Annotated in this window: 10 protein-coding genes, 3 tRNA genes and 3 rRNA genes; 8 read left to right on the top strand and 8 right to left on the bottom strand. The window is 42.0% G+C overall.

From position 1 onward, the window contains the following. Positions 1–105 precede the first annotated feature (105 nt). The 3 genes from ACOFKR_RS03670 to ACOFKR_RS03660 all read left to right on the top strand — a co-directional run bounded on the left by ACOFKR_RS03670 (position 106) and on the right by ACOFKR_RS03660 (position 2,460). Positions 106–543 (top strand): sterol desaturase family protein, encoded by a 438-nt coding sequence (locus ACOFKR_RS03670; protein ID WP_419802675.1) that lies wholly within the window; start codon positions 106–108, stop codon positions 541–543. A 67-nt stretch (positions 544–610) separates the two neighbouring features. Further along, positions 611–1,627 carry a UDP-N-acetylmuramate dehydrogenase gene (gene murB / locus ACOFKR_RS03665; RefSeq protein ID WP_419803612.1) on the top strand — a complete coding sequence of 339 codons (1,017 nt, stop codon included), beginning with the start codon at positions 611–613 and terminating at the stop codon, positions 1,625–1,627. A 293-nt stretch (positions 1,628–1,920) separates the two neighbouring features. After that, entirely contained in the window at positions 1,921–2,460 is a 540-nt protein-coding gene (locus ACOFKR_RS03660; RefSeq protein ID WP_419802674.1) for an RNA polymerase sigma factor, read from the top strand. 66 nt (positions 2,461–2,526) lie between these two features. On the opposite strand, the gene ACOFKR_RS03655 is transcribed toward ACOFKR_RS03660, so the two are convergent. Further along, positions 2,527–4,029: a phytoene desaturase family protein gene (locus ACOFKR_RS03655; RefSeq protein ID WP_419802673.1), complete on the bottom strand. Its 1,503-nt coding sequence runs from the start codon at positions 4,027–4,029 to the stop codon at positions 2,527–2,529. A gap of 101 nt (positions 4,030–4,130) precedes the next feature. On the opposite strand from ACOFKR_RS03655, the gene ACOFKR_RS03650 reads away from it, so the two are divergent. Genes ACOFKR_RS03650 through ACOFKR_RS03635 form a run of 4 tightly spaced genes read left to right on the top strand, consistent with a single transcriptional unit; the run spans position 4,131 to position 6,437 of the window. Next, positions 4,131–4,964, top strand: coding sequence for a phytoene/squalene synthase family protein (locus tag ACOFKR_RS03650; protein ID WP_419802672.1), 834 nt, complete (start codon positions 4,131–4,133; stop codon positions 4,962–4,964). After that, positions 4,964–5,509: a hypothetical protein gene (locus ACOFKR_RS03645; RefSeq protein ID WP_419802671.1), complete on the top strand. Its 546-nt coding sequence runs from the start codon at positions 4,964–4,966 to the stop codon at positions 5,507–5,509. The genes ACOFKR_RS03650 and ACOFKR_RS03645 overlap by 1 nt, the downstream gene beginning before the upstream one ends. After that, a complete protein-coding gene (locus ACOFKR_RS03640; protein WP_419802670.1) occupies positions 5,506–6,198 on the top strand; it encodes a lycopene cyclase domain-containing protein in 693 nt (230 codons plus the stop codon). Before ACOFKR_RS03645 ends, ACOFKR_RS03640 begins: the two co-directional genes overlap by 4 nt. Beyond that, positions 6,195–6,437: a cytochrome b5 domain-containing protein gene (locus ACOFKR_RS03635; protein ID WP_419802669.1), complete on the top strand. Its 243-nt coding sequence runs from the start codon at positions 6,195–6,197 to the stop codon at positions 6,435–6,437. Before ACOFKR_RS03640 ends, ACOFKR_RS03635 begins: the two co-directional genes overlap by 4 nt. Here ACOFKR_RS03635 and ACOFKR_RS03630 read toward each other — a convergent pair. Continuing rightward, entirely contained in the window at positions 6,434–7,351 is a 918-nt protein-coding gene (locus tag ACOFKR_RS03630; protein WP_419802668.1) for a PfkB family carbohydrate kinase, read from the bottom strand. The two genes, ACOFKR_RS03635 and ACOFKR_RS03630, sit on opposite strands and share 4 nt — an antisense overlap. A gap of 89 nt (positions 7,352–7,440) precedes the next feature. On the opposite strand from ACOFKR_RS03630, the gene ACOFKR_RS03625 reads away from it, so the two are divergent. Beyond that, a tRNA-Asn gene (locus ACOFKR_RS03625) sits at positions 7,441–7,514 on the top strand. A 1,002-nt stretch (positions 7,515–8,516) separates the two neighbouring features. On the opposite strand, the gene rrf is transcribed toward ACOFKR_RS03625, so the two are convergent. The 6 genes from rrf to ACOFKR_RS03595 all read right to left on the bottom strand — a co-directional run bounded on the left by rrf (position 8,517) and on the right by ACOFKR_RS03595 (position 14,575). Further along, positions 8,517–8,628, bottom strand: a 5S ribosomal RNA gene (gene rrf, locus ACOFKR_RS03620). Between the two features lie 170 nt (positions 8,629–8,798). After that, a 23S ribosomal RNA gene (locus ACOFKR_RS03615) occupies positions 8,799–11,682 on the bottom strand. Positions 11,683–11,951: 269 nt separating this feature from the next. Continuing rightward, a tRNA-Ala gene (locus ACOFKR_RS03610) sits at positions 11,952–12,025 on the bottom strand. Between the two features lie 89 nt (positions 12,026–12,114). Beyond that, positions 12,115–12,189: transfer RNA gene (locus ACOFKR_RS03605), tRNA-Ile, on the bottom strand. 225 nt (positions 12,190–12,414) lie between these two features. Then, positions 12,415–13,934, bottom strand: a 16S ribosomal RNA gene (locus ACOFKR_RS03600). The 16S, 23S and 5S rRNA genes sit together here with 2 tRNA genes alongside, the layout of an rRNA operon. A 518-nt stretch (positions 13,935–14,452) precedes the next feature. Then, positions 14,453–14,575 carry a hypothetical protein gene (locus ACOFKR_RS03595; RefSeq protein ID WP_419802667.1) on the bottom strand — a complete coding sequence of 41 codons (123 nt, stop codon included), beginning with the start codon at positions 14,573–14,575 and terminating at the stop codon, positions 14,453–14,455. Positions 14,576–14,664: the final 89 nt, after the last annotated feature.

The raw sequence follows: 14,664 nt of genomic DNA, 5'->3' as shown, positions 1-14,664 counted from the left end.
TATCGGGTTTCAGAATTAGAAGAATTTATATTTTGCATGATAAAAGAAGCATTAGCCAAAAACTGATGCTTCTTTTATCTGTTCTTTTTTGATAATCATACATCGATGGCTGTCATTCTACCAATAATTATTATTCTGCTTACCATCATTGCTATGGAAATTATTTCCTGGGCGATGCACAAGTTTCTTTTTCACGGGCCGCTTTGGTTCATCCACAAAACGCATCATCAGGAGCGTCATGGTTTTTTTGAGCTGAACGATATTTTCAGTCTGCTTTTTGGGTTGATCGCCGTTAGTTTAATGTGGTTTGACCGTGAAAACCGAAGTTATGCTTTCTGGATTGGTGCCGGTATCAGCGTTTACGGCATCGTTTATTTTATCTTCCACGATTGGTTTATCCACAACCGTTTTAAGACTTTTAAATTGAACAACCGCTATTTTTCAGGCATAAAAAGAGCACACAAAATCCATCATAAATCAACTCAAAAAAATCCTTCGGAAGAGTTTGGGTTGCTGGTGGCGAGCAGGAAGTATTTTAAATAACAATCTATAAATCTTCTTTAAAAAGATTATATAATTTTGCCGGATGCTTCTTTTAGCATACTTTTTCATGCTCCAGATCCGCGAAAACATTTCCCTTAAAAACTTTAATACTTTTGGTGTTGAAGCCTATGCCAGGTTTTTTGTGGAAATTAACCATGAAGAAGAACTGACCGAACTTTTCCTCGACCCGAAATGGCTGCAAATTCCGCGTTTGGTTTTAGGCGGAGGAAGTAACATGCTTTTTACACAGGATTTTGATGGATTGGTCATCCGCATGAACATCCGCGGCATCGAACACCGCATCAGCCACGAAGAGGTTTATGTAGAAGCCGGCGCAGGCGAAAGCTGGAAAGAACTGGTTGATTACTGTGTGAACCACGGTTTTGCCGGAATGGAAAACCTGAGTTTGATTCCCGGTTCTGTTGGTGCCTCGCCGGTGCAAAACATCGGTGCTTACGGTGTGGAGCTGCAAGATGTGTTCGAAAGTTGCCAGGCTTTTGAAATTGCGTCTCAGCATAAAAAAACCTTTGTAAAAGAAGCATGTGGGTTTGACTATCGCGAAAGTATTTTTAAAACCGAACTGAAAAATCAATTTATCATTACTTCGGTCAAGTTTAAGCTTTCGCTTCAGCCTCAAATCAATATTAAATACGGTGCGATTGAAGCTGAACTGCAAAACCGCGGAATTGAAAAACCATCTATCCTGGATGTTTCTAAAGTAGTTTCTGATATCCGGGTTTCTAAACTTCCCGATCCATCTACCATTGGCAACGCGGGCAGTTTTTTCCAGAATCCGATTGTAACAAAAGCCGAATTTGACAATCTGAAAGATACGTTTCCAACAATCGTAAATTATCCAGCAGACAACGATAAAGTGAAACTGGCTGCGGGCTGGCTGATTGAGCAATGTGGCTGGAAAGGTAAAACTATTGGCCGAACCGGCACCTGGAAAAACCAGGCTTTGGTGCTGGTAAACCATGGGAATGCCAGTGGAGCAGAAATTTATGCGTTATCGTCGCAAATCATAGACAGCGTGTATCAAAAATTTGGCGTTAAACTACAGCGGGAAGTAAATATTTATTAACTATAAGGCTTAACAATAATTTAACATGATACAAAAACCCCGATTTCTTGTGATTTACGATATTTAGTAAAAATAGTTTTCCCTCCTCTATTTCTTATCAAAACCTGCTGAAAATCAGTTAAATAATTTTTCGGCACAAGTATTTTTAATAGTTTTTTAAAAGCTGGACTATAAAATTAACCACAGGTTTTGCAGGGTTTTGTTCTGTTTTTTAAAATTTCAGAAAAAACGGCTTTGTAATTGTATCTGTTTTTACAGAAAACAAGCTAAAACCACAGTAAAAAAACAGAACAATGATAAAAAATGAATTTAACACCATGGTATTGCGTCAGGCGGGTTCTTTAAGATCTTACGCACTTCATTTTACCCATGACGCAGACGACGCAAATGATTTAGTTCAGGATACAATGCTTAAAGCGATTACTTATTATAATAAGTTTAAAGAAGGTACAAATTTGAAAGGTTGGTTATACACCATCATGAAAAACACTTTCATTAACAACTATCGTCGTTTCGTAAAGATGAGCACATTTGTGACTAAATCCGAAGAAATTTCATCTGCAAATTTGGTGTTCAGTTCAACAAAAAACCAGGGAGAGGCAAAATTTGTAATGGATGACATTAAAAGATCATTAGACAAGTTACCACAAGAATATTATGTGCCTTTTACCATGTATTTTGAAGGCCATAAATATCATGAAATTGCAGATCATTTGACTATTCCGATTGGAACCGTTAAAACACGCATCCACGTTGCACGTAAGTTATTAAAAAAGAATTTGAAATCGTACGACAACGGTGTTAAAAAACCGATTTATGCGATGGAAGATTAAACAACGAATTCAATTTTTTTACTCGATATATAATAAGAAAAGCCCGATACGTCGGGCTTTTTTAGTTTAAGGGTTTTTCAGCAATGCTTCTTTTACCAGTATTTTTTTAGCCTCTTGTGCGGCAACCCGACCGGAAATTAAAGATGGCGGGACACCTGGGCCAGGGACAGTCAGCTGCCCGGTAAACAACAAATTTTTAATTTTTTTAGATTTCATGGCGGGTTTAAAAAAAGCTGTCTGTTTTAAAGTGTTGGCCAAGCCATACGCGTTGCCTTTGTAGGAGTGATAATCCGAAATAAAATCCTGGTGTGAATAACTTCTTTTTACAACAATATTGTTTCTTATTTCCTGACCAGTTATTTTTTCAAAACGATCCAGCATTAAACTGAAATAATGTTCGCGCGTAGCTTCGTCGTCTTTTAAATCTGGTGCCACCGGCATTAAAAAAAACAGGTTTTCGCAATTTTGCGGTGCAACAGAATCATCTGTTTTTGAAGTACAGGAAACATAAAACAAAGGTTTTTGTGGCCATTTCGGGTTTGTGTAGATTTCTTCTGCATGAAGGTCAAAATCTTCGTCAAAAAATAAATTATGGTGTTGAATACCATCCACTTTTTTGTTCAAGCCGATATAAAATAGCAAGCTGGAAGGCGACATGGTACGGCTGTCCCAATATTTCTGATCATAATTCCGGACAGGTTTATCCAGTAAATGCTGATCCACATGTTCGTAATCCGCGCCTGCAATCACAAAATCAGCTTGGATAACGCCGAGCTGCGTAATTACGTACTTAGCTTTACCGTTTTCAGCTTCAACTTTCAGCACTTCGTGGTTTAATTTTATTTCTACACCCTGCTCCTGTGCTGTTTTTACCATGGCTTTTACAATCTCGTTCATACCGCCCATCGGATACCATGTGCCTAATACTAGATCGGCATAATTCATCATACTGTACATGGCCGGCGTATTTTGCGGTGTGGCACCCAAAAACAAAACCGGGAACTCCAGTAGTTTTATCAGTTTTGGATTTTTGAAATATTCGCGCACGTGCTTACTCATGCTCGTAAGCATCTGGATACGGAAACTTTCTTTAATTAACCTGAAATCAATAAATTCTGTAATGGAATGCGATGGCCGGAAAACGTATTCGCCCATACCAACTTTGTATTTGTAGGCCGCCTGTTTTAAAAACTCCCTCAGTTTTTCACTGCTGCCCAATTCTTCCTGCTCAAAAAGCTGTTCTAATTGTTGCATTGAAGCCGGGATTTCCATCACATCATTTTTGCCGAAGTAAATCTGATAACCCGGATCTAATCGCTTTAAATCATAAAAATCCGAAGTTTTCTTTCCGAATAAAGCGAAATAATCATCGAAAACATCCGGCATCCAATACCAGCTCGGGCCCATATCAAACGTAAAACCATCTTTTTCCCACACGCGTGCCCGGCCGCCCGGCTGATCGTTTTTTTCTAAAACCGTAACCTGATAACCATCTTTGGCCAGGACTGATGCTGCCGATAAGCCTGCAAAACCAGAACCGATCACGACAATATGCTGCTTTTTATTCATCTCTGAAAGATAAGTTTAGCTGTAACAATTTGTTTCGATACCACTGCAAAAGAAACAAAAGCAGGCATTTTTTGTACTTTTGGTTATACTTCTTTTAGCGCATGAACCTTTACAACGAAACTTGTTTTGAGTGCAGTAAAATCATTACCAACAAATACAGTACTTCTTTTAGCAAAGGAATTAAAAGGTTTGCCAAAAGGTTCCGCTATCCTATTTACGCGGTTTATGGTTTTGTGCGTTATGCAGATGAAATTGTGGATACTTTTCATGGTTTTGATAAAGAATTGCTGATCAGTGAGTTCAGGAAAGTTACGTTTGAGGCGATTGAACGAAACATAAGCTTAAACCCGGTTTTGCAATCTTTTCAGGAAGTGGTGAACACTTACGGGATTGATTTGCATTTGATCGATGCTTTTTTAAAATCGATGGAAATGGATCTGGATAAAACGGCTTACAGCGAAGTTGGGTACAAAGATTATATTTATGGTTCTGCGGAAGTAGTTGGGTTGATGTGTTTGAAGATTTTTTGTGAAGAAGACGTTGATTTGTACAACAAACTGGTTCCGAAAGCACGGAGTTTAGGTGCAGCCTTCCAAAAAATTAATTTTCTACGCGATATAAAATCTGATTTTGAAGAACGTGGCCGTACGTATTTTCCGTCGGTAGATTTTACAAAATTCAATTCCGAAGAAAAAAAACTGATCGAAACTGATATTAAAAAAGATTTTGACGATGCGCTGGAAGGTATTTTACAACTTCCGGAAGGCGCACAACTTGGCGTTTACGTGGCCTACGTTTATTACCTGGAGCTTTTTAAAAAAATAAAAGAAACACCTGCCGAAGTGATCATGCAGAAACGGATCCGCGTGTCCGACAGTCAGAAAATGTTTTTGTATTTTCAGGCTTGTTTGCAGCAAAAATTAAAAGTGATCTAATGAAAAATGTGTTGCTACTCGGTTTATGTTTTTGCTTTGGAACGTTTTTTTGCTTCGGGACAAACACGCAAAAAAATATCATTCCGGAACTGAGGAAACAAATGCTGCGTGCCATCAACAATCCGAAAGTAGTGGATTCTTTATATCAAAACCTGCACACCGGTACACCTAAACAGCCCCTTGAGATAGCTTATTTAGGCGCGTTGGAAGCATTGAAAGCAAAAAATAGCTGGAACCCTTACAACAAAATCAAGTTTTTAAATTTATCCGGCAAAACTGTTGATCAAGCGGTAAATGCTAGTCCGAACAATATGGAAATCAGGTTTATCAGGTTTTCCATTCAAACCAACCTGCCGCATTTTTTGGGCTTGAACAAAGATTTGGAGGCTGATAAATCTCAAATCCTGCATCAGCTCAAACAAAAAAACTATGGTTCTGCAGATTCACTTTTTGTGCAGAACATTATTAAATTCATGATCGGTTCCGGGCGATGTTCCCCGCAGGAAATTACTTTTTTACACCAGCAAGCCAAAAATTTAAAGTGAAGTATGCTTACCTGCTGATCAATTTTTTAAGCGTGGTTTTTCCGTTGCTTTTATCTTTTGATTCACGCGTCCGGTACTATAAAAGCTGGAAATTTATCTGGCCGGGATTATTGCTTATCGGCATTGTATTTTTGGTTTGGGACGTTTTTTTTACCCTAAAAGGTGTATGGACTTTCAACCCGGCTTATATTTTAGGTATCCGTTTTTTTGGGTTACCTATAGAGGAAATCTTGTTTTTCCTCACCATCCCGTTTTCCTGTATTTTTATTTATGCCTGTTTAAATTATTATGTAAAATGGCAAATTGCGGATCGGATTGTCAGTTTTTTAAACTTTATGCTAATGCTGGTCTCAATCATCATTTTGATTTTTTATTACAATAGATTATATACTTTAATCAATTTTGGAACACTGTTTTTACTGCTGATTTTAGTACAGTTTGTGTTTAAAGTAAATTGGATGAACCACTTTTACTTAGCTTATCTGGTTTCGCTGATTCCGTTTTATATTGTAAACGGGATTTTAACTTCTGTGCCAATCGTGCGTTATAACAACGCCGAAAACTTAGCAGTCCGGATTGGGACGATCCCGGTGGAAGATCATTTCTACCTCATGTCTTTACTGCTGATGAACATTGCTTTTTTTGAATATTTTAGAAAACGCGATGCTTCTTTTATCGACCTAAAATGAGTGAAGTCACGCTTCCTGTTTATAATAAAAATCAGCTTGCTTTACGCAACGGACAAGACAGACCAGAAATTTGGATAGCGTATTTAGGCCGGATTTATGATGTAACCGAAAGCCGGTTGTGGCTAAACGGCAAGCATTACCAGCATTGGGCCGGCCAGGATTTAAGTAAAGAACTGGCCGAAGCACCGCATACCGATACTGTTTTTAACAGGCTAAATTTGGTGGGGATTTTAAGCTAATCGATTTGAAAAGTGCTTAATTGTACAAACTGCTGCACGCGCGCCTTAATTTCTTCCTGAGTTAAATTTTTTAGTTTTTCGGTTCCGAATTTTTCTACGCAAAAAGAAGCTAAAACGGAACCAATAATAATCCCGTTTTTCATTCTATCAAAACTAATTTCGCCAGATTGGGCCAAATAACCTATAAATCCGCCGGCAAAAGTATCGCCCGCGCCGGTAGGGTCAAAAACATCTTTCAGCGGTAAAGCCGGTGCCGAAAAGATTTTCCCTTCACCAAAAAGCAAAGCACCGTGTTCGCCTTTTTTAATAATGAGATACTTTGGCCCCATCTGCAAAATTTTTCCTGCTGCTTTTACTAAAGAATATTCACCGGAAAGCTGGCGTGCTTCTGCATCGTTAATCGCCAAGACATCAATGGATTTTAAAGTTTGCAACAGATCATCCAATGCAATATCCATCCAAAAATTCATTGTATCGAGTACAATTAATTTGGGGCGATTGTACAAACGGTTGATTACAGTTTGCTGCACTTTTGGTGTGAGGTTACCAAGCAATAAATACTCGCAATCCTGGTAAGAATCAGGGATAATTGGGTCAAAATCAGCCAGCACATTCAGTTCGGTAACCAACGTATCACGGCTGTTCATATCGTTATGGTATTTGCCCGACCAGAAAAAGGACCTCTCGCCTTGTTTGATTTGCAAACCCGTAGTATCAATATGCTGACTTTTAAAATAAGCAATATCTTCTTTGGGGAAATCATCGCCCACAACAGCTACAATTTTCACCCGATCATAAAAATAAGAAGCTGCCAAACTGGCAAAAGTTGCCGCACCACCAACAATCTTATCTGTTTTGCCAAAAGGTGTTTCTATGGCATCAAAAGCAACCGAACCAATTATAAGTAAACTCATCAAAAATATTATTTTAAAAAAACCTTAGCAAATATTGTGATTTTAAGGCGAAAATTATACTTTTGCACCACTCTAACAAATAATCTCATTCCCGAATAGCTCAGCTGGTTAGAGCATCTGACTGTTAATCAGAGGGTCGCTGGTTCGAGCCCAGCTTCGGGAGCTTGTAAATCAGGCAGTTGTGAAACAGGAATCACAACTGCTTTTTTATTTCCACAGAATTTGCACTGGGTTGTCGTTGCATTCATCAATTATTTCAGATTCTCAATATCTCAGAAGTTGTTTAAATTTATGCCGAAAAAATCACGGTGATTATTTTATAACCATAAATCTTGCTTTTCAAATTTTAAGTCGATAAAAGAAGCATTGTCAACTTATCAATAAAACTTTAAACATACTTTGATACAATATTTATCATTGCCTCTTAGCCAAGATTTAAACTGAAGTCCTAACTCTTAATAAAAAAAGATTTGATGGAAAGGCGTAACTTTAGAAATATGTCAACAAAAGAGAAAGCAATAAGACACTGAATTTAAATAGATTGCTTTTGAATCCAATAAGGGTCGTTCAAATTTAAGTATGCTGACGGTAAAAAATAAACTAGTCTTGCTTTACCTTACGCTGGCCTAAGTTAATTGAAAACATAAGCAGAAACCACTTTTCGTGGTAAAGGGTAAAGTGCTTTATTTAGCTGAGCAATCAAGGATCACTAACATAACAATAAGATACTTAATATGCTACAGAAAATGTTACACCATAAAAAAATCTGTATGTGCCTGCTTTATAATCAATGTAGAATTACTCTTTCATCCTAACCGAAGCATTCAACTAATGTATAATTAACCTTAAAGTGTAATAATAGATACAATCGATAAAGTTTACATTCACATTGCATATAGTTCACAACAAAACTTTAAAGAATTAACTTTATATCAGAAAAAGTGTAATGCTTCTTTTACTATCTAAAATTTAGTGTCATTATAAATTTTAAATAAAAAACCTACATTTTTCAAGAGACGAATGAAGTTGACTGGGCCATTTGGCGACATCCCGGTGCACCTTACCGCAGACATGGATACGTTGGCCTCAAAAGGCGTGTTGTGGTTTTTGCCAGGAACGAAAAAGCCCTTTGTCTTGTGGACAAAGGGCTTTTTATAATAAAAGGTTTTGGCACCGACCTACTCTCCCACCTTTTACGGCAGTACCATCGGCTCTGGCGGGCTTAACTTCTCTGTTCGGAATGGGAAGAGGTGGACACCGCCGATATAGGCACCTGAATATTTTTAATGTTGGTTTGAAACTTAGATCGGAGTTTCAGGAGCAGGGACATGTCACTGGTCTTATGTCTTCAGTCTTTTCAGTAACTCAACAATGACATATTATTGAAAGAAGATATTGTAGGGAAAACAACAGTATGTTAATTTGTCTTGCGACATGATTACCTGCTATGAGAAAGCTTCGGGCTATTAGTAATACTTGGCTATGGTGTCGCCACCTTTACACCTGTACCCTATCAACGTGGTCGTCTGCCACGGCCCTCAATGGAAGTCTCATCTTGTGGCTAGTTTCGCACTTAGATGCTTTCAGCGCTTATCTATCCCCAACGTAGCTACTCTGCAGTACACCTGGCGGCATAACAGATTCACCAGAGGTTAGTCCAACCCGGTCCTCTCGTACTAAGGTCAGCCCCACTCAAACTTCCTGCGCCCACAACAGATAGGGACCGAACTGTCTCGCGACGTTCTGAACCCAGCTCGCGTGCCACTTTAATGAGCGAACAGCTCAACCCTTGGGACCTTCTCCAGCCCCAGGATGTGACGAGCCGACATCGAGGTGCCAAACCTCCCCGTCGATATGAGCTCTTGGGGGAGATCAGCCTGTTATCCCCAGCGTACCTTTTATCCTTTGAGCGATGGCCCTTCCATGCAGAACCACCGGATCACTATATCCGTCTTTCGACCCTGCTCGGCTTGTCTGCCTCACAGTCAAGCAAGCTTATGCTATTGCACTCCGCATACGGTTACCAAGCGTATTGAGCTTACCTTTGAAAGCCTCCGTTACTCTTTTGGAGGCGACCACCCCAGTCAAACTACCCGCCAAACAATGTCCCCCGCTATGCAGGGTTAGACACCAAATACAGAAAGGGTGGTATTTCAACGTTGGCTCCACGATGCCTGGCGACACCGCTTCAAAGCCTCCCACCTATCCTACACATCCTGTACCCGATATCAATGTTAAGTTGTAGTGAAGGTGCATGGGGTCTTTCCGTCCCGTTGCGGGTAACCGGCGTCTTCACCGATACCACAATTTCACCGAGCTCATGGCTGAGACAGCGCCCAGATCGTTACACCATTCGTGCAGGTCGGAACTTACCCGACAAGGAATTTCGCTACCTTAGGACCGTTATAGTTACGGCCGCCGTTTACTGGGGCTTCGATTCAATGCTTCGCCTTGCGACTAACATCCCCTCTTAACCTTCCAGCACCGGGCAGGTGTCAGACCTTATACGTCATCTTTCGATTTTGCAAAGCCATGTGTTTTTGTTAAACAGTCGCCTGGGCCTTTTCACTGCGGCTGACATTGCTGTCAGCGCCCCTTCTCCCGAAGTTACAGGGCCATTTTGCCGAGTTCCTTAGCCATGATTCACTCGAGCACCTTAGGATTCTCTCCTCGACTACCTGTGTCGGTTTACGGTACGGGTTTTTATAACCTGAAGCTTAGCAGGTTTTCTTGGAAGTCTGCTTACCTACGCTATCGGCGCCCCCGAAGGTTTGCCGTACTATCAGCTTTCGTCAAATCCTGCGTACTTGACTACAGGACCTATAACTACGGCCTTTAACGAACTATTCCGTCAGTCCGCGGTAGTGTCACTACTCCGTCACTGCATCGCAGTTATAAAAAGTACTGGAATATTGACCAGTTGTCCATCGGCTGCGCCCTTCGGCTTCACCTTAGGCCCCGACTAACCCTGATCCGATTAGCGTTGATCAGGAAACCTTAGTCTTTCGGTGGGCGGGTTTCTCTCCCGCCTTATCGTTACTTATGCCTACATTTGCTTTTCTACGTTCTCCACAGTAACTTACGTACCTGCTTCACCGACCGTAGAATGCTCCCCTACCACTCACGTATATTTTCAACGTAAATCCATAGCTTCGGCAATACACTTGATGCCCGTTTATTATCCATGCCCGATCGCTCGACTAGTGAGCTGTTACGCACTCTTTAAATGAATGGCTGCTTCCAAGCCAACATCCTAGCTGTCTGTGCAACCGGACCTCGTTAGTTCAACTTAGTGTATATTTAGGGGCCTTAGCTGATGGTCTGGGTTCTTTCCCTCTCGGCCCTGGACCTTAGCACCCAGAGCCTCACTGCCGTGTATATTTTATAGCATTCGGAGTTTATCTGGATTTGGTAGGATTTGACTCCCCCGCACCCAATTAGTAGCTCTACCTCTATAAAACTCTACCACGACGCTGTTCCTAAAAACATTTCGGGGAGTACGAGCTATTTCCCAGTTTGATTAGCCTTTCACCCCTACCCACAAATCATCCGGAAACTTTTCAACGTTTATCGGTTCGGTCCTCCAGTACCTGTTACGGCACCTTCAACCTGTCCATGGGTAGATCACAAGGTTTCGCGTCTACCTCCCCTGACTATACGCCCTGTTCAGACTCGCTTTCGCTTCGGCTGCGTGGCTTAACCACTTAACCTTGCCAGGGAAGAGTAACTCGTAGGCTCATTATGCAAAAGGCACGCCGTCACGCAACCTGTACGCTCCGACCGCTTGTAAGCACACGGTTTCAGGTTCTATTTCACTCCCCTGTTCGGGGTTCTTTTCACCTTTCCCTCACGGTACTGGTTCACTATCGGTCTCTCAGGAGTATTTAGCCTTACCAGATGGTGCTGGCAGTTTCCCACAGGGCGTCTCCGACCCCGCGGTACTCAGGATACCACTAATTCAACATCGCTTACGCTTACGCAGCTCTCATGCCCTATGGCCCGGTTTCCCACCCGGTTCTGCTTCACTTTGTCAAATATATTGTGGTCCTACAACCCCGGCCTTGCCGTAACAAGACCGGTTTGGGCTTCTTCCCTTTCGCTCGCCACTACTCAGGAAATCACTATTGTTTTCTCTTCCTCTGCTTACTTAGATGTTTCAGTTCAGCAGGTTTGCGCTTTATGCAATATACCTTCAGTATATTAGGTTTCCCCATTCGGAAATCTGCGGATCAATTCATATTTGCTAATACCCGCAGCTTATCGCAGCTTATCACGTCCTTCATCGCCTCTGAGAGCCAAGGCATCCCCCGTGTGCCCTTTCTTACTTTCTTCTACTCATGCCGCTTTTGCCCGGCATGGTATGCTTTTTTGGTTCGTACTCCGTTTGTTCGTACAAAGTTATTGGTAACAAGTATCAAGATTTACATCTATCCTACTTAAAACTTATAACTGCTTACTTAAAACTTAGTAGTCACCTACTGTTGTTTTCTCTTTCAATTATCTTCTTCCAATATGTCAAAGAACTTTTTTACCTAACTCCGCTAACCTATTGTCCCATATATAGTGTATATAAGATATGATCATCGTTTCAAAGTAAACGTGGAGAATAACGGATTCGAACCGTTGACCCCCTGCGTGCAAGGCAGGTGCTCTAGCCAGCTGAGCTAATCCCCCTAAAAGATTTCGGTCAGAGGTTCCGGGCCTTCGGTTCAGAGTACCCTCTTTACCTTGCCTTTCTGCCTTTAACCTTTGGCCTTTTCTTGTAGTCCCGAGCAGATTTGAACTGCTGACCCCTACATTATCAGTGTAGTGCTCTAACCAAACTGAGCTACGGGACTATTGAGTTGTCAGTCATCAGCGTTCAGTTTTTAGTTAGCTTTTGTTGCCAACTGCTAACTGGTCTATCTGATTACCTTTAAACTGCCAAATGCTTATCCTGTATCCGGTAAATTGGTTACAGCCACTGTGGCCTGTCTTTTTGGGTTTCTTTTTTTTCTTTTTTGATTTAAGAAATATACATGTGCATAGCGGGCCGTTTGCGCCCAAAGAAAGGCCTGCTCTAGAAAGGAGGTATTCCAGCCGCACCTTCCGGTACGGCTACCTTGTTACGACTTAGCCCCAGTTACCGATTTTACCCTAGGACGCTCCTTGCGGTTACGTACTTCAGGTACTCCCAGCTTCCATGGCTTGACGGGCGGTGTGTACAAGGCCCGGGAACGTATTCACCGCGTCATTGCTGATACGCGATTACTAGCGAATCCAACTTCACGGGGTCGAGTTGCAGACCCCGATCCGAACTGTGAACAGCTTTACGAGATTGGCATCCTGTTGCCAGGTAGCTGCCCGCTGTACTGCCCATTGTAGCACGTGTGTAGCCCCGGACGTAAGGGCCATGATGACTTGACGTCGTCCCCTCCTTCCTCTCTGTTTGCACAGGCAGTCTGTTTAGAGTCCCCACCTTGACGTGCTGGCAACTAAACATAGGGGTTGCGCTCGTTGCGGGACTTAACCCAACACCTCACGGCACGAGCTGACGACAGCCATGCAGCACCTAGTTTCGTGTCCCGAAGGACTGTGGCGTCTCTGCCACATTCACTAACTTTCAAGCCCGGGTAAGGTTCCTCGCGTATCATCGAATTAAACCACATGCTCCTCCGCTTGTGCGGGCCCCCGTCAATTCCTTTGAGTTTCACCCTTGCGGGCGTACTCCCCAGGTGGAATACTTAACGCTTTCGCTTGGACGCTAACTGTATATCGCTAACATCGAGTATTCATCGTTTAGGGCGTGGACTACCAGGGTATCTAATCCTGTTTGATCCCCACGCTTTCGTGCCTCAGCGTCAATCACACTTTAGTAAGCTGCCTTCGCAATTGGTGTTCTGTGACATATCTATGCATTTCACCGCTACTTGTCACATTCCGCCTACCTCAGCTGCATTCAAGCCCGTCAGTATCAAAGGCACTGCGATGGTTGAGCCACCGTCTTTCACCCCTGACTTAACAGGCCGCCTACGCACCCTTTAAACCCAATAAATCCGGATAACGCTTGGATCCTCCGTATTACCGCGGCTGCTGGCACGGAGTTAGCCGATCCTTATTCCTACCGTACATTCAACCCTCTACACGTAAAGGGGTTTATTCCGGTATAAAAGCAGTTTACAACCCATAGGACCGTCTTCCTGCACGCGGCATGGCTGGTTCAGGGTTGCCCCCATTGACCAATATTCCTTACTGCTGCCTCCCGTAGGAGTCTGGTCCGTGTCTCAGTACCAGTGTGGGGGGCCATCCTCTCAGATCCCCTAAACATCGTAGCCTTGGTGGGCCGTTACCCCGCCAACTAGCTAATGTCCCGCATGCCCATCTCTATCCTATAAATATTTGATCATTGCACAATGCCGTGCTGTGATTTTATGCGGTGTTAATCTCTCTTTCGAGAGGCTATCCCCCAGATAAAGGTAGGTTACATACGTGTTACGCACCCGTGCGCCACTCTCATGGGGGCAAGCCCCCAATCCCGTCCGACTTGCATGTATTAGGCCTGCCGCTAGCGTTCATCCTGAGCCAGGATCAAACTCTCCATTGTAAAATGTTTTGTTCAATGCTGACCCTACTTTATTAATCATTAAAACAGGATCTGTAAATTACTATATCCAGACCCTTCCTCTTTTTGCAAACGACGACCCAAATAATCAGGCCCCCGCTACGCTACATGTTATATATCTTAAAAGAACTTGTTCGCCCCGCCTCACGGTTTGGCACTTTTATATCCCTATCTGTATCGCTACAGCTAAATCAATCTTTTCATTCGTTAGCTCCGGATCGCCCTTCGCCCATTTTGTTTCCCCCTACACGGCCGTCTTATTTTCTCGCCCGGTTTGGGACTGCAAAGGTAAAAACCATTTTTACATTTCCAAAAAATATTTTTTTTATTTTTTTAAGGGGCTTTTCTAAACTTTTCAAGCCCAATTAAAGCCAAACCTTTGTCCACCCTTTCAATCAATCACCATCCCCACCAAAGCAGGGCGCAAAAGTAGAAAAATAGCTTTTTACTGCAAATATTTCCTTCTAAATAAATCGTTTTAAATTATAACTTATTAATTATTAGAGAGAAAATTTACGTTGTACTTCTTTTATCAGCGTAAATTCTTCAACATATAAAGCGTATTTGGTTTTGTTCAATTCACTTTCCATGCTTCTTTTATCACCTAAAAATTGTTGAAACATAATTTATTTTTTATAAACAGGTGACACAAACCGCTAAAATTATATTGCTAAAAGAAGCATCCGCTAATAGCCTGTACCAAATTAATCGA

This window comes from Mucilaginibacter sp. (genome assembly GCF_965201005.1).
In the GTDB taxonomy this organism is placed as follows: Bacteria; Bacteroidota; Bacteroidia; order Sphingobacteriales; family Sphingobacteriaceae; genus Mucilaginibacter_A.
Note: the sequence above shows the minus strand (reverse complement) of the source record. Positions and strands in the feature narration are given on the sequence as shown.

Bases quoted from the DNA above. Each gene is read 5' to 3' on its own strand.
- ACOFKR_RS03670 (WP_419802675.1), top strand. From the start codon at position 106: ATGGCTGTCATTCTACCAATAATTATTATTCTGCTTACCATCATTGCT.
- murB (WP_419803612.1), top strand. From the start codon at position 611: ATGCTCCAGATCCGCGAAAACATTTCCCTTAAAAACTTTAATACTTTT.
- ACOFKR_RS03660 (WP_419802674.1), top strand. From the start codon at position 1,921: ATGATAAAAAATGAATTTAACACCATGGTATTGCGTCAGGCGGGTTCT.
- ACOFKR_RS03655 (WP_419802673.1), bottom strand. From the start codon at position 4,029: ATGAATAAAAAGCAGCATATTGTCGTGATCGGTTCTGGTTTTGCAGGC.
- ACOFKR_RS03650 (WP_419802672.1), top strand. From the start codon at position 4,131: ATGAACCTTTACAACGAAACTTGTTTTGAGTGCAGTAAAATCATTACC.
- ACOFKR_RS03645 (WP_419802671.1), top strand. From the start codon at position 4,964: ATGAAAAATGTGTTGCTACTCGGTTTATGTTTTTGCTTTGGAACGTTT.
- ACOFKR_RS03635 (WP_419802669.1), top strand. From the start codon at position 6,195: ATGAGTGAAGTCACGCTTCCTGTTTATAATAAAAATCAGCTTGCTTTA.
- ACOFKR_RS03630 (WP_419802668.1), bottom strand. From the start codon at position 7,351: ATGAGTTTACTTATAATTGGTTCGGTTGCTTTTGATGCCATAGAAACA.
- ACOFKR_RS03595 (WP_419802667.1), bottom strand. From the start codon at position 14,575: ATGTTTCAACAATTTTTAGGTGATAAAAGAAGCATGGAAAGTGAATTG.